The sequence below is a fragment of the Acinetobacter sp. Tr-809 genome, assembly GCF_011753255.1.
Taxonomy (GTDB): domain Bacteria; phylum Pseudomonadota; class Gammaproteobacteria; order Pseudomonadales; family Moraxellaceae; genus Acinetobacter.
This window is the reverse complement of sequence record NZ_VWVZ01000005.1, coordinates 308,694-322,380: the sequence shown is the minus strand read 5'-3', so window position 1 is coordinate 322,380 and position 13,687 is coordinate 308,694. Positions and strand designations below refer to the sequence as shown.

General features: G+C 40.0%; 14 protein-coding genes. 2 read left to right on the top strand and 12 right to left on the bottom strand.

All coding sequences use genetic code 11. The features are described 5' to 3' along the window. Nucleotides 1-287: 287 nt before the first annotated feature. On the bottom strand, nt 288-914 hold the full coding sequence (locus F3J02_RS13300) for a hypothetical protein (protein WP_228284353.1): 627 nt from the start codon (nt 912-914) through the stop codon (nt 288-290). An 876-nt stretch (nt 915-1,790) separates the two neighbouring features. On the opposite strand from F3J02_RS13300, the gene F3J02_RS13295 reads away from it, so the two are divergent. Further along, nucleotides 1,791-2,828, top strand: a complete 1,038-nt coding sequence (locus F3J02_RS13295; RefSeq protein WP_167249999.1) for a hypothetical protein — start codon at nt 1,791-1,793, stop codon at nt 2,826-2,828. Nucleotides 2,829-3,022: 194 nt separating this feature from the next. Here F3J02_RS13295 and F3J02_RS13290 read toward each other — a convergent pair whose 3' ends face one another. Then, on the bottom strand, nt 3,023-4,024 hold the full coding sequence (locus tag F3J02_RS13290; protein WP_167249997.1) for an AraC family transcriptional regulator ligand-binding domain-containing protein: 1,002 nt from the start codon (nt 4,022-4,024) through the stop codon (nt 3,023-3,025). A gap of 104 nt (nt 4,025-4,128) precedes the next feature. Here F3J02_RS13290 and F3J02_RS13285 point away from each other — a divergent pair, with 104 nt between their 5' ends. Beyond that, a complete protein-coding gene (locus F3J02_RS13285) occupies nt 4,129-4,917 on the top strand; it encodes an alpha/beta hydrolase (RefSeq protein WP_167249995.1) in 789 nt (262 codons plus the stop codon). Between the two features lies 1 nt (nt 4,918). Here the strand turns inward: F3J02_RS13285 and F3J02_RS13280 are convergent, their stop codons facing one another. The 10 genes from F3J02_RS13280 to F3J02_RS18625 all read right to left on the bottom strand — a co-directional run bounded on the left by F3J02_RS13280 (nt 4,919) and on the right by F3J02_RS18625 (nt 13,683). After that, nucleotides 4,919-5,932, bottom strand: coding sequence for a contractile injection system protein, VgrG/Pvc8 family (locus tag F3J02_RS13280; protein ID WP_167249993.1), 1,014 nt, complete (start codon nt 5,930-5,932; stop codon nt 4,919-4,921). Between the two features lie 2 nt (nt 5,933-5,934). After that, on the bottom strand, nt 5,935-6,348 hold the full coding sequence (locus F3J02_RS13275; protein WP_167249991.1) for a phage tail protein: 414 nt from the start codon (nt 6,346-6,348) through the stop codon (nt 5,935-5,937). Nucleotides 6,349-6,358: 10 nt separating this feature from the next. Next, nucleotides 6,359-8,950, bottom strand: coding sequence for a phage tail tape measure protein (locus F3J02_RS13270; RefSeq protein WP_167249989.1), 2,592 nt, complete (start codon nt 8,948-8,950; stop codon nt 6,359-6,361). Further along, complete coding sequence (locus tag F3J02_RS13265; RefSeq protein ID WP_167250105.1) at nt 8,947-9,066, bottom strand: GpE family phage tail protein; 120 nt, start codon at nt 9,064-9,066, stop codon at nt 8,947-8,949. Before F3J02_RS13265 ends, F3J02_RS13270 begins: the two co-directional genes overlap by 4 nt. A gap of 14 nt (nt 9,067-9,080) precedes the next feature. Beyond that, nucleotides 9,081-9,407: a phage tail assembly protein gene (locus F3J02_RS13260; protein ID WP_167249987.1), complete on the bottom strand. Its 327-nt coding sequence runs from the start codon at nt 9,405-9,407 to the stop codon at nt 9,081-9,083. A gap of 49 nt (nt 9,408-9,456) precedes the next feature. Further along, the gene (locus F3J02_RS13255; protein WP_167249985.1) at nt 9,457-9,963 is read right to left on the bottom strand and encodes a phage major tail tube protein; all 507 of its coding nucleotides are present in this window, start codon (nt 9,961-9,963) and stop codon (nt 9,457-9,459) included. A gap of 10 nt (nt 9,964-9,973) precedes the next feature. After that, the gene (locus F3J02_RS13250; protein ID WP_167249983.1) at nt 9,974-10,606 is read right to left on the bottom strand and encodes a phage tail sheath subtilisin-like domain-containing protein; all 633 of its coding nucleotides are present in this window, start codon (nt 10,604-10,606) and stop codon (nt 9,974-9,976) included. 135 nt (nt 10,607-10,741) lie between these two features. Beyond that, complete coding sequence (locus F3J02_RS13245; RefSeq protein WP_167249981.1) at nt 10,742-11,977, bottom strand: leucine-rich repeat domain-containing protein; 1,236 nt, start codon at nt 11,975-11,977, stop codon at nt 10,742-10,744. A gap of 35 nt (nt 11,978-12,012) precedes the next feature. Next, on the bottom strand, nt 12,013-12,633 hold the full coding sequence (locus F3J02_RS13240; RefSeq protein ID WP_167249979.1) for a hypothetical protein: 621 nt from the start codon (nt 12,631-12,633) through the stop codon (nt 12,013-12,015). Between the two features lie 111 nt (nt 12,634-12,744). After that, on the bottom strand, nt 12,745-13,683 hold the full coding sequence (locus tag F3J02_RS18625; protein ID WP_228284352.1) for a phage tail protein: 939 nt from the start codon (nt 13,681-13,683) through the stop codon (nt 12,745-12,747). Nucleotides 13,684-13,687 lie beyond the last annotated feature (4 nt).

Sequence of the window (13,687 nt, the reverse complement as noted above, 5' to 3'; positions counted from 1 at the left end):
CTGAAAGTTCGTTGAAAAGTCTCCAACTTAGTTCAGTATTTTCCATTACTAAAATGGCTTGAACAGCACAGATACTCAGGTTATAGGTGTCATAATTTTTGTTGAAATGGTAATCAATGTTTTCTCGTAATCGAGACCAAATAATATTAGTTTCGATAAAAGTTTTATATGAGTGATTACTCTGTATAAGTCGATGTAATTTTCTAGAGCTGACAAAAAGCTGGCGTTTTCTTGTTTTCTGATTTTGTACTCTGACAATTATTTTTTCTATTTTCATTGTAAAACCCTCAGTCTAGTAAATGCGATGGGAGGATCTGGACAGGGGTGTGCCAGTGCCATTTGGTAATGTCTAATCGTGATGATGCGGATGCCACATAAGCAGTGATCATGTTGGCATGATGGACCCATATTTCGAGTAAGGGTTCGCATGGGGTGATATCCAGTTTTAAGGCGCGTAATTGGTTGTACAGCTTCCTTTGTTTATCAGGCATGGCCCTTAATTGGTCTGGTGTTGCAGGTGGGTTTTGTGGCTCTGGTGTACCGATAATTTTATCCTGGTGTGGAGCAGCTGCAGGTGGCGGCACTGGCGTGTCTGAAGTTGGGATGTCGATGCAGAATAAGGACTTTAATTTTTTGTAGTCAATGGTGTAGTAGTTCACCCGATCCGACTTCACATCAGATAGCTTTGCAACCTGAATGAGACCTAGAGCGCGTAACTTGGCCACGGCTCTTTTGATCGTTGAAACGCTAAACATTCCGAGGGTCTCTTTCCATTCTTCGAAGGTATGAAACCACCACTTGCGGCCTTTGTAAGTGGTTAAATTTTTCTTGGTTTTGCGTTTACGGGTTTCGTTGATCAGGTAATAGAGTTTTTGCAGAAAGGTTGCCGCTGTAATCCCCAAAACCTTCGCCATTTTTGGCGAAGCGATCAGGGGAAATTCATTATGTTGAAGTAATAATTTCATGCTACAGCCCCCCGATAAAGCTCCATATAGCAAGCTTTACACTTTGAGGTCCATTGCTGAACGCCCTTTCTTAAGCCATTTCTGTTGAAAAACTCACCGTCGAATGGGTAGTACTCGCCACAGCTTGTACACAGTCTTTCAGTGCCTAGTTCGGTGTATATGAGGACCTTTGGCATCATGCACCGCCTAAATTTATCAGGATGTAGGCAAGGATTATGATGGTAAGAAATGCGAGGGTGTCTTTAATTTTTTGAGCTTTGCGGCTTTCTTTTTTGATGCCAGATAAGCTGGAAAATCAAGGATTGGGGTGTGTTCGATTGGCGTGGTAGACGTGCGTGTGTATGCACTATAAGAACGTGTGTTCATAGTCGTTTTCCGTTGGTAAGTTTTATTAACCTGCCAGCATCACTTCTCACGGTAATGGTGACAGACTAAACAGGGGTGAGAAATCGCTCCAACGGTTGCGACCAGCATAAAGCTGCCCTGCCTAGCCTGCCATAACGAAAGCACGACTATGCAATAGACAAAAAAAATGCCGCTTGGTGCGACTTTGATTTTGCACCGTTGGATAATAATGCAGGTTCTCACGCCTGATCACAGATTTTGCTGTGATATGGACAATATAATTTAAATTTTTTTTTAGTCAACAATTTTTCGTTTTTGCATTTTTATATAACTTTAATTCTTATTTTATTTATATAAGGAAAGAAGATTCCATTTTGATACAATGCGATGGTCCACTTTGAGCCAATGGATAGGGTCAAAGTGAGCTAATGCATGGGGTCAATTAAAGAATTATTGTTTTAATATTTTTGAGGAGGGGATATGGCTTTGAGTTTTACTGAACCAATGGCAAGTGATGAAAGAGAAACTTTTAATATTTTTCAAAAATCATTACGTGAGTTAATAAAAAATTTAGATAATATAGCCTTTACAGCGGATCTATCACCTGAAAATGAAATGGAAAGCCCCTATGAGAGAACTCTTAAAAGAGTAAGAGCACAAACGTCTGTGTTGGAAATGCAATTCAATAGTTTTTTTTCAGATAATAGAAAATATATAAAATATACCATTCAAGACTACGATGCGATTCAACATATTCAATTAGCAAATTCTACACTACCACCAAGTAATACAGAAATTACATTAGATGATTTAAGTAGAATTTTTCATAACATAAGAAATTTACTTCAATTTTATACAACTGTTAAAGATATTGCAGATAAGGAGAAAGTATCAAATGAGCTTATATTTAACTTACAGCAAGAAGTTGAAAAAGCCAGAGAAACAGTTAAACAAGTTGAATCAGCAAAACGTGCTTTAGAAGGAATTAAAACTGAAGAGATATATTCAGAGGCTAGTAATAAATTTTTAGAAGCTGCTAGAACTTATGAAATTCTGTTTTATATGTTATTTGGAGGTGCTGTATTAGTTACGATAGTCAGTTTAAACATATTCCCTTATAGTGACGAGAATCTTGTTAATTTTATTTTATTCAAAGTCTTAACTATAACTCTTGTTCTAACACTTGGAACATTGTTTTTACGAAAAGCAGCTCATTTTAGAAAGTTACACGAACAAGCTCATCAAACTTCTTTAGAGCTAAGAGCATTACCACTTTATTTGGCAGAAGTTGAAAAGTCAGAGCATTCAGGAATTTACAAAGAACTCGTATCCAAGTATTTTGGCAAAGAGCTTGATAAAACTCAGCATGACAAGATCGGTGATTTAATGAATGAACAAATGAAAACGAGTTTAGAGGTATTTAAAACTAGCACGGAAATAGTGAAATCACTTAAACCAAGTTTAGTTGATGCAACAAGTACAAATCCAAAAGATCCGAAAAATACTTCAGAAAATTGATTAACATAAAACTACGATGTATAGTAGTTTTATACCTAGAAACTCAGTTCCATATTACCCCACCGTATGGTGACATTTTTTTTTCATGTTGGAGAATCAGTTGGGGCAGGGGGCTTAGGTGGAGAATGGACCATGCAGAGATCCAATCTCACTCCGAATTATTTTACAGCTGAAGGCATGATCCGAATTAATCACTAGAGTTTTCTATTAATTCGAATTTCCTTAGGTGTTTTATTAAACCACCGATCACAAGCTCTTGTAAAAATCGACGGCTCTGAGTACCCCAGAATACTAGAAATTTGCTTAATAGGAATATTAGTTTCTAACAAATATGACTGTGAAATTTGTTTATATACAGTTTCTTTAATTATTTCAAAGTTACTACCTTCATTGCTTAACTTTCTTTGCAATGTTCTAGGGTGCATATTAAGTAAAGATGCAATATCATTTTTGGATATTTGCTGGAAGCCAATAGTTGAGCGAATGAGGTATTGTACTTTTTCGATCATAGATTGAGTTTGCAATTGAGAATAGTTCTTAGAAATATCTCTTATAAGTTCGTCTCTAATATTAGTATTTGTAGGAAAAAGTTCAATTTTTAATAAATTAATATCAAAATGTATAGCTGCGAAGGGTTGCTCAAAATATACAGGTACTTTAAAAAATCTTTGATAAGCAGACTTTGGTGCTGTAGGTGAGTGTGGAATTGATATTGCTTTAATATGTTGAGGTTGAATATTAAATTGTTGAGTACATGTTAAAAAAATTCTACCAAGACAACCATCTATCATTTGCCTTTGAGATATAAATTCAGATACTTTTATATCAAAATATAGAGAGGCGCAATTTTTAAATAATTTTTGATTCTTATCAAGTAAAAGCCTCATTGAAGGACTATGCAAAAAAATATAATTGGATGCATCATTTATGGCTTGTTCAATACTAAAAGAATGTTGAAGTAGGATTAGGTAAAGACCTAACATATCCTGATTTTGATGCTGAGTTAATTTAAGGCCAAAGTCTGGACAGCCAGTTGCATGAGAGCTTTCTTCTAATAAATTTATCAAACTGGCAATCTCGATAAATGCATCCGAATCATTAAGTCTCTGATAATCAATATTATGACGAACTAAAAAAGGTGATGGATCACAATTTAGAGTAAGCATCAGTTCTCTATAGCCTTGTAACGCACCCATTCTGATCATAATCTATCTCTAAATTGTCTCATAAAGTCAATTTTGTTCTTTATTTAGAATCTATATTAAGTACTTACTTAATGCAATTTCAAAAGGAACAGAAAATGGTAAATGTATTATTAATACATGGAACTTGGTGTAATGGTGGAAATTGGGGGGAATTTAAAACCGATTTGGAAAAAAGAGGCTATAAAGTTTACGCACCTTCGTATCGCTATCACGGTGAGCCTGCTCAAAAGGATATGTGGGGATCAGCTCAAAAGATTTCTAAGCTAGGTATGTTGGACTATACACAGGATTTTTGCGAATTAATCGACACTATGGACAGTCCTCCAATTATTATTGGACATTCTGTCGGAGCATTAATAGCACAGCTAGTAGCTGTTAGACGAAAGACTAAAGGCTTAGTTTTACTTGGACCAGCTCCAACAGCAGGAATGTTTGCATTATACCCATCGTGTTTAAAATTATGGGGACGCTACTTACCAGAATGGGTATTAGGCCGACCAATGTATCCAGTAAAATGGGATGTTTGGCAAAAATATATTTGTAATGCACAACCTTTGGAAATACAAGAGTCATATTATGCGAGTTTGTGTGCTGAATCAGGAACAGCGTATTCTCAAATGATTTTCTGGTTTTTAGATCAAAAAAAATCTACAAGAATTGATTACAAGGCAGTAAAGGCACCAGTTTTGGTAATTGGTGGATCTCAAGATAAGTGTACACCGCCAGGAATGTGTAGAGGGACTGCAAAGAATTACGGCAAGTCTGGTAAATATATTGAACTAGAAGGATCCGATCATATGATGACTGTAGGGGCATATAAAGCTCGTACTTTAGCTGAAATACTTATTTGGATTTCTGAAAATAATTTGAATCCTAATCCATAAATTAAATATTAGCCTCGAGATCCAATTGCGTAACCAAGCCACCCGTCGAATATGTGTGAACGGCTTTTCCAACAATCCATTTTAGTTTGTCTACCTGCGGCTTGAATCCTTCCAGTTCCAGAGGTGTCTCGGTTGAAACGGCAGGGATACCCAAAGCGGTGGTAATACTGAAGGTCGCCTTTTGGCGTTTGATCTCGGACATTTTGGCATCAGCTGCTCGTTGTGCTTCTTCTTTGGATGCAAAGGTCCCTTTTAATACTTTGGTTTTAGTATTTGGATCATTGACCGCGCCACGGGATTCTGGATTGCCTGAAGTCACATGTTTACGGGTTGCTTTGCCTTGGTCATGATAGCTAGCTGAAACGCCAGTATAGTCCGAGTCTCTATCTTGCTCGGAGTACTTGAATTGATCACCTTCCTCCCTGGTCATTTTGATCGTTGGAAGTTTTTGTCCTGAGGCCGTTTGTGCGGTGCCAGCTTTAAAAATTAATAGCCGATCTTTCTTGACCGCCATTTCTGCACCGTTTTGCTTTGAGATCCGATTCAGTAAATTGAGATCCGACTCATTGGTCTGGTCGACATGTCTTAAATCAATATTTTTAAGGTCATCGGTCATTACCAATGTCAGTTTGTGGCTAGTGGCAATCTCAGAAGCTATTTCACCGAATTTTTTGCGGTGGTATGACTTTGATTTGGCTTCTTTAATATTGCTTTTAAAATTTGCGCTGGATGCTTTGATTGTGATGATATCAGGCGGTCCACTCCATTCGGTTTCATCGACAATAAAATCCCCTTTGTCGTGCAGTACTTCATTATGGAAACCAAGCTGACAATTGATTTTTACACCTCGTCGGGGGAGTTCAAGCTCTCCATCACTGTCATCGATCACGATATCGAGTTGATCTGCTTCATTGGCGCGGTTATCGGTCACTTGGACGCTGAGAATCCGCAAAGTGATTTGCTCATTTAGTGGTTTGCTATCGGCCGTTAAAACACAAACAGGAATCTTTGGCATTGTTAAGACTCCGCAGCCGTTTGCTGATCAATTCTTTCGTCATCCACACGGGTAAGTTTAATCGTGAAATCTACCTTTCGAGGTACACCATTAAACAATAGAACCTGTCTGGTTTCGTCTATGTTGTCGATCGTAAAGACTCCATATATATATCCACTGCCATCGACCAGGACAAAGCCTTGTCCAGTATCGGCCATCGATGCAAGTTCATCGATGGCAAAACGATTACCGAAACCATACTCCTGATAAATCACTCCCGGGAGTGTGATGATGTCATCACCAGATCCGATAAATTGGCGTTTCTTGCGACCTGTGGCCACTGCATTATCTGCATATTGCCAAGAACGTTGGCGTTGGATCTCTGTGAAAGTTAAAGTGTCAGTCGTAAATGCAAACTGGCCTAGGCACATAAGCATAGTTTTTTACTCAGTCAAGATCGTTATATGTACGAGGGTTTTTACTTGGCACCCTTTGGAATTTTGCAACTTCAGCAGCCACCATTTGAGCTAATGATTTTTCATCCATACCCGCTGAAGGGTAGACGTTAATGGTCAGTTGCATCGGCTGAGAATTACTTGAAGCAATTGCACCTGGTAAACGTGATGAAATCGATGGGCGGGTATCGAAACGGATGCCGCTAGTGTCAAAAGTTCCTAACATTTCCCGGCTGACATTTGAAACGGCCATTGAGGGAAGTTTTGCATTCTTGTCGATGCCGATAGCCAAGCCTTGCATGTTATAAGCACCTAATTCGGCAAATACCCGGCTAGGAGAATGAATACCGAATGCACCTTTAACGGTATTGGTGATCGATGATGCAACCTCTTTAGCTTTTGCAATGACACCTCCGACCGCATTGCCTATACCATTGGCTAAACCCTGCATAAGCATTTGTCCGAATCCTGTGAATGTACTTGGCAGTTGGACACCAAAGTAGCTCATTACAGCAGCGAATGCCCGATAGAAAAGGCCGATAGGGGACCAGTTCAGAATCACTGTACTGATATTGGAAATACCGCTATTAAAAAATCCAACAAGCTGCTGCCAAAGCTGTGAAGCACCTGCACCGATGCTGTCCCATTTTTCTTTAAAGAATGGACCAATTGATCCCCAATTTTTATAGATCAGGAAGGCTGCCACGGCCAGTAAGGTGATAGCCAAAATTAATGGGTTGGCCAGCATTAAACGACCTACAACTAATAAGCTTCTTCCTAACCACATAAATGCGCCAGCAATTAATTTGATAACATTGATCAGCCCGAAACCTTTCACACCTAAAACACTGAACGTCATTTGAAGTAAAGCCATTGGACCAAGTAAAGCAACAAGTCCAAGTGAAACTGCGCTGAATACCGCTAATAAAATGACAATAATGCCAACCGTTTTCATGATCGCATTTGATAATTCAGGATTAGCCTGTGACCAAGCTCCGACCTTTTCAGTAATATCGGTTAGACCTGTCACCGCAGATTTAAGTTCTGGGGCAATTGCTGCTCCAAAATTTGTCATCGCGCTTGTAAATGTACCTGTTGCTGCATCCCAAAGATTTTTTAAGGTGCCAAGCTGTTCATTGACTCGCTTTTGTAGATCGGCCTGAGCATTCATTTTGGCCACTGTCTCGTTATAGCCAGTTTGACCTTTATCGATTAACAGGTTTAATGCCTGAATTGTTTCTGCATCATCCCCAAACATATCCGATAGAATCGGCAGACGTGCTTCAGTTGAAAGTGATTTTAATTTTTCTAGTTGTTTGAACATTTGATCGAGACCACCGAATTCGCCCTTACCATTGGTGAAATTCATACTCAATGGGGATTTATTTTTCTTCAGAGCTTTGGTGATTTTATCTGTTTTCATCATGCTGGAGAAAATCTTGCTGTATGCGTTACCAGCGGATTCTCCTGCCATTGCAGCCTGGTCGGCCATTACCAGAAGGGGAGCCACTGCCTTTGCTCCAGCTAGTCCTTCAGCCTTGATAGTTTTCATACCAGCTGAAAGTTTGGAAAATCCTTGGAGCATGTTGTCTGAATCGACCCCAAGATAATAAGCGCGTTGGATTGTATCCATTAGCCCGAGCATATCTTTTTCGGATGTCTTAGTCGCATCTTGCATTTTGGCCGCAAACTCTGCAGCAGCTTCAAATGGCATTTTTAGCTGAACTGCAAGATAGCCTGAAGCTTCACCCACACCGCCAAGAATTGCTTTGTAACTGATACCCTGTTGTACAAGCTTGGCCATCATTAACTGAAAGTCAGCTGTTGTTCCTGGTAATTTGGTCCCAAGGACATTGGCCAGTGAATTAATATCTTTAAACTCCCTAGCTACCATTCCATTTGATTGCATCATTGACACTTTCAAAGTGGTTGAAGCATCTTCAGCCTCAGCAAATGCTTTGATAGGGAAACCGATAGCAGCGGCTCCAGTGGCAGCAGCGGCTCCAGTGGCCAAGCCAGCACTTGTCATATTGCCGACGAGTTCCTGAGTTTTTCTGTGCTGTTTAGTGATTTCGTCTAACCGTTTTTGACTAGCAACCTGTTTATCCAGTTGTTGTTTTTTTTGCTTTAAAGCCTGAGTGGAGGAATCAATTTTCTGCTTGAGTGCCTGTTCGTCCTTGGCAAGATTTTTTGTACTGATACCTGCTTGATTCAATCCATTACGCAGCATTGATAGCTGCATTTGTTGCTCTTGTTCTGCCTGTTTTAACTGCTTTACCTTCAGTTTTGCCTGCTCAAATTGCTTAGTCATAGCACGAGTTGGTTTTTCAACTCGTGCATATTCCTGTGCCAAACGTGCAGTTGAAGATTTGGCATCTTCAAGATCGTTTTTGGTTTTTTTAAGAGCCGAGCTTAATTGACGAAATGAAGAAATTTCAGATTGAGCCTTCGATAGTTTTTTGAGTTCCTCACGTTGAGACTTGAGTGCTTCACTCGTTTCATTACTTGCCCCGAAAACTTCTTTAAGTGGAGCTGTAGCCTTGTCCACTAGCTCAAGCATTGCCTTTAACGTTATTTCACTCATTTACTATCTGTTTCCCATCGCTTACGCGCACGTTCATGCCAATCCATCAACTCATCAATAGAAAAGTCATCGCAGATATCAGGACTCCAATGGAATACAACGGCTAAATCTGCAATGACTTCATCGACATTTATTGGAAGTCTTCGTCCGTTGTTTTCACGAAAAAACTAATAATTTCCTTCCCAATTTTGGTTAGGTCTACTGGTTCAAGGTCATACACATCATTTACAGACATAACAGGTTGTGTAATACGTGGGGTAAGGGTTGCAATCGTATCTACATCAAGACGCAGCAGATCCGATAAAGTTAAACCACGTAAAGCCCGGGTTTTTGGTTTACGGATCACGACTTCTTTAATCAATGTCTCGCCACGTTTGAAACCGAAATCGAATAAAACGGTTTTCACGTTAGGATCTGCAATTGCTTCAGCGTTTTGAGTTTGCTCTGTCGTTGACATGAAATTTTCCTGTTTGGATATTTATAGGGGGGAAGGGGGATTACTTGACCTATAGGCCAAGTAATTCGCGAATTTCTTGTGCGATATTGCTATCGCCATAGCGTTCAATACCATTAATGAAATCAAGCTCTACTTCGACGACACCATCAACTTCCATACGGTAATAGGTATGGTTGTATGACATTTTGATTTCCGTACGTTCACCATTTTTAGTGTCACCAGGATCCAATTCAGTCGCTTGGCCGCGCGTATAAATTTCTACATTTTGAGTGGTGCAGTTGTCCTGGCGTTCATAAACACCCACAAAACGAATTGGCAAATCTGACGTTCCACAGACTCCAAGTTGTCGGTATTGTTTAACGTCGAAACCTGCATAGGTCACTTCGCTCTCAAGCTTTTCGTAACCTGTGGACAGAGCAACGTCACCAATCATTCCAGCACCGCGATAGTCATCAGTTTTCTTGGTGATTTTTGGAATAGTGATCGATTCGGCAACCCCTGCCCATGAATGGGTATTTACAAAAACATTAAAGTTTTTGAGTGTACGTGGAAGCATTTGGAACTCCTTATTCCGTTGTTGAACCACCACCAAGCAACTTGCTGAAATCTACTAAATAGCGATCAGTGATGCGTTGGTTTAAGCCAAGGTTTTCAAGTGTTGGGATAGGGGTGTAGTCATAATCGACCCAGAGTTGCCCTTGTTGTAAGTTCTGGATCGAGTTTTCGGCTGGGTCATACCAAACTGAGGCACCAAGCAAATGACGTGCTGTAACGTGTTCCTGTAGCTCAGCGTTGATCGAATCGATGATGTCTTTGGCAAGATATGGGGTCAGTGGTTGGTCCACGAATGGAAAACAGCCATTAATGATGGTGTCTAAAATAAATTGTGCGGTACGTGTGGCCACTTCAAAACTGAAGCGAGGATCATCAGAGCAATTGCGGTTTCCCCAAAAACGGAAACCTTGATGCTGGATCATGCTGGTAATGTCGTGCTGATTTAAGTAACCGACGTCTGTGTCTGGATCTTCAAGATCCCAAGTCATTGGTTGGCTGATTCCTGTTGGACCAGTCACAGGAATATTTGATAGTGATTTATGCCAGCCGACCTTTTTGTCGGTTTCGGCTCGCAAAGCTGCAGCTGCGACTACGGCAGTGAAACTGCCATGTCCGTACAGTTCGGATAAGTTGGTTTGTGGCATGAAATTTCCCATTTCATTGGTTGATGGGTCAATCATGCGGTGAATGGTCAGGCTTCGCTATTTGTTCAATCCTGATTAAAAGCTAATCGGGATTTGTTGATTTGAAAAAAACCACCCGAAGGTGGTTTCATTGATCTAAGGTATTGGAAAAATACGCGATGAATAATTTGACCAATTTGGAGCGGCCTTATATTCATTTACCGACTGTTGAGGTACATAAATTGGTGCATTATTAGTGTCCCAAAAAGCAGCTCCAGTCATATTTGGCGGATTAATTGCGTTGACTGTGATCTTTTCTAGTGCTGAGCAATAATTAAATGCAGCAGTTGAAATACTAGTAATCGAGCTTGGTAAAGTTAATGTTTTTAGCACAAGCCAGTGGTCAAAGCATTCACTGCCAATGGTTTCAATCCCCTCAGGAATGATTAAAGTAGTTGCTCTGATCCATGAGCTAAATGCTCCATTTCCAATGTTTTTTACAGTGTTGCTTAACTCAAGTGATAGTGCATATGACCAATCCTTGAAGGCAGCATCACCGATTCTTATCACTGTATTATTGAACTTTAGAGATGTCGCGTAGACGTTTCCAAAATTACTATAGTCTGGAATCTCATTGCCAGTAAGTTCCCTAGTGGTTTCTCCTATATATTGGTATTCAATGTCCCATGGGGGATCAACTTGTGCACCTGGTGAAAGACAAAACTCGAAAACCTGTGAATTTGGACTGTGCAAAGTTGGGTTTTCATTATCTGGAGCAATGGAAAAATCAGTAGTACTTATCCAAGGTACAAGACTAATTCTTAAATTTTCATTTGAAATATTTTGAATAGTCCAATCTGTTCCAAAGCCAGAACCTTCGGTTGTGACGATTAGTTTGTCAGAAAGATAATTCAAGACTGCATGTTGTAAATATCCAACAAGAGAACTATCACCACTCCAATTGAAATCTCGGTAATTAAAGCCATTAACAATAAGGTTGTATCCTGTGTTGTTACTACTTAAACCAGAGGATTTAAATTTAACTTTATCCGTTGCCCCAGAGCATGATATTGATTCAGCTTCACTATGGCTAAGACAAACACCGATATGTGTGGAGGAAAATGCCATCACAGTTGGATTTCCATATGTAAGGAGAATGATATCAGGGTTATTGCTGACAATTTCCACACGATGATTTTTATCATCGTTATTCGTCCATTGCATAACACCTTGCCCCACTTGAAATCCTTCAAGATCAGGAGATAGATAAGGGTAATTTTCCTCTAAAACTTGTTCATTTAACCAAGTTAAAGGCGGTTTATCTTGTTGATTTACACCGTCTATAAAAACACTGAGATTTGCAGCAGGTGTTGTGCCTTGTCGGATCGCCATAACCCATTTAAAGGATCTTATCGCCCCCTCACAACTTAGTGCTGAGGGGGTTGGATCTCCCCCAAAAATACACTCCCTGAGGTCCACTCAGGCCATATTAATTCAATCTCACGATGTGCAAGCTGATCGCGGTATAAGACAACTTCTTCAGCTGTTGGGAGAATACCGCCTGTAATATCGCGAGGGGTAACGTAGCTATAGGCACGTAATTTTTTACATACCGCAGCTAAAGCCTCAACAACGTCGGGCGTTTCAACATCAGGAGCGATAATAATTTTAGGGCTAATCCCTAGGATTGATTTGGCAGTCAAGAATGCTTCAATACCTGTTCGTTGTCCGAATTCGTTAACGCCACCAGTCACATTGTGCACATCGAAAACTTCACCAAACGGGGAAGGGATTCGAATCACGATCAGCGTAGGATTTGTAATTTTAGAAATGATCTCAAGGCATTTGCGCAAATTGCCTGTTAAACCCGCTGCAGGTAAAACGCGATTGATTGATGAAACTCGAACCGGGATATTTTCTGGAAAAATGACAGGATCTGCATCGTCTGCAAAACAGATCATTCCAATTGTATTGGTTGCGGCATCTTGCATGGGAATGATGCCTGATTGGACCTCACGTCCTGTAATGCCATGGTGTTGGTTTGCCATTTAAAAAAATCTCCAAAAGATAGGGTGGCTTTTGGAGATATTGAATGCATAAATTCAACAGTGCGAATGCTTGTATCCTGATTAAAACCTAATCGGGATTGATATATTGAATCATGTCATTCTTCTCCATGCTGCAATCACGATAGAAGACTGGACAATATTATGAGGTTGATCGCCACCCACGCTATTCGTATGCTGAGTCAAAGAGGTATCAGCAGATCCATCTTTCGCCCAACCAATGTCATCATAAGAATAAACTTCTACAGCGTTTGGCGGGTTAGTTCCTGCCCACTGGTTAGGATAGTTGAATTGATGGCTAGGTAACTCATTTACCGTTAATTGATGAGTATTAGAGCCACCAGTAGCCCCAATAAATTTAAGCCATTCATATGCACCTAAATTATCGTGTGATAGTGAACGAGTAACTAAGGCATGACCGTTTCCAAAAGGTTCCCAAGTGCCATATCCTTTATGGTTGGCGACAGCTTGGGCATCAGGAAATGCAAGCGTAGTAATATAAAGATCCCCAACAGCCACATCCTGTTTAGCAAGATTAATCTCATTTAATAAGTCTAGTTTTAATTCCTCAATCTTTGATTTGACCCAATCCTTATTTGCCGTCACGATATTTGGATCAATTTCAATCAAAGCCTGATTACCTGCTTCGGCTTTAATATCAATCACAATAGTTAATTCACCACCCGCACCTTCAGCGATTGCAGGTTTATAACCGCCATGATAATTACCAATATAGACAAGTTGACCAGTGCTGTCCTTTAATCCAATCTCATGCAAATTGAAACCACCGATATTGGCAGGAATTGTTGCTGTAACTGTAGTGACAGCACCATTGATGACTACTGACTGAACAGGAACACTCGCCCGTTGATTGACTAATGTAGTTCGATTTTTTTGATCGACAGGATCGTATGGAACACCATTGGCATCACCAATCACCATTTGAGTCAATGTAATTGATGCGACATCGTGCGCTTGAGCCACTTGGGTTGCACCGTAATCGGTAAGAGTCACATAATATTTTGCTTGCATGTTT

What these genes read in the sequence shown, in the direction of transcription:
- F3J02_RS13260 (WP_167249987.1), bottom strand. Translation starts at nt 9,407, where the DNA reads ATGTCAACGACAGAGCAAACTCAAAACGCTGAAGCAATTGCAGATCCT.
- F3J02_RS13280 (WP_167249993.1), bottom strand. Translation starts at nt 5,932, where the DNA reads ATGCCAAAGATTCCTGTTTGTGTTTTAACGGCCGATAGCAAACCACTA.
- F3J02_RS13275 (WP_167249991.1), bottom strand. Translation starts at nt 6,348, where the DNA reads ATGCTTATGTGCCTAGGCCAGTTTGCATTTACGACTGACACTTTAACT.
- F3J02_RS13245 (WP_167249981.1), bottom strand. Translation starts at nt 11,977, where the DNA reads ATGGCGATCCGACAAGGCACAACACCTGCTGCAAATCTCAGTGTTTTT.
- F3J02_RS18625 (WP_228284352.1), bottom strand. Translation starts at nt 13,683, where the DNA reads ATGCAAGCAAAATATTATGTGACTCTTACCGATTACGGTGCAACCCAA.
- F3J02_RS13295 (WP_167249999.1), top strand. Translation starts at nt 1,791, where the DNA reads ATGGCTTTGAGTTTTACTGAACCAATGGCAAGTGATGAAAGAGAAACT.
- F3J02_RS13285 (WP_167249995.1), top strand. Translation starts at nt 4,129, where the DNA reads ATGGTAAATGTATTATTAATACATGGAACTTGGTGTAATGGTGGAAAT.
- F3J02_RS13240 (WP_167249979.1), bottom strand. Translation starts at nt 12,633, where the DNA reads ATGGCAAACCAACACCATGGCATTACAGGACGTGAGGTCCAATCAGGC.
- F3J02_RS13250 (WP_167249983.1), bottom strand. Translation starts at nt 10,606, where the DNA reads ATGCCACAAACCAACTTATCCGAACTGTACGGACATGGCAGTTTCACT.
- F3J02_RS13270 (WP_167249989.1), bottom strand. Translation starts at nt 8,950, where the DNA reads ATGAGTGAAATAACGTTAAAGGCAATGCTTGAGCTAGTGGACAAGGCT.
- F3J02_RS13255 (WP_167249985.1), bottom strand. Translation starts at nt 9,963, where the DNA reads ATGCTTCCACGTACACTCAAAAACTTTAATGTTTTTGTAAATACCCAT.
- F3J02_RS13300 (WP_228284353.1), bottom strand. Translation starts at nt 914, where the DNA reads ATGGCGAAGGTTTTGGGGATTACAGCGGCAACCTTTCTGCAAAAACTC.
- F3J02_RS13290 (WP_167249997.1), bottom strand. Translation starts at nt 4,024, where the DNA reads ATGGGTGCGTTACAAGGCTATAGAGAACTGATGCTTACTCTAAATTGT.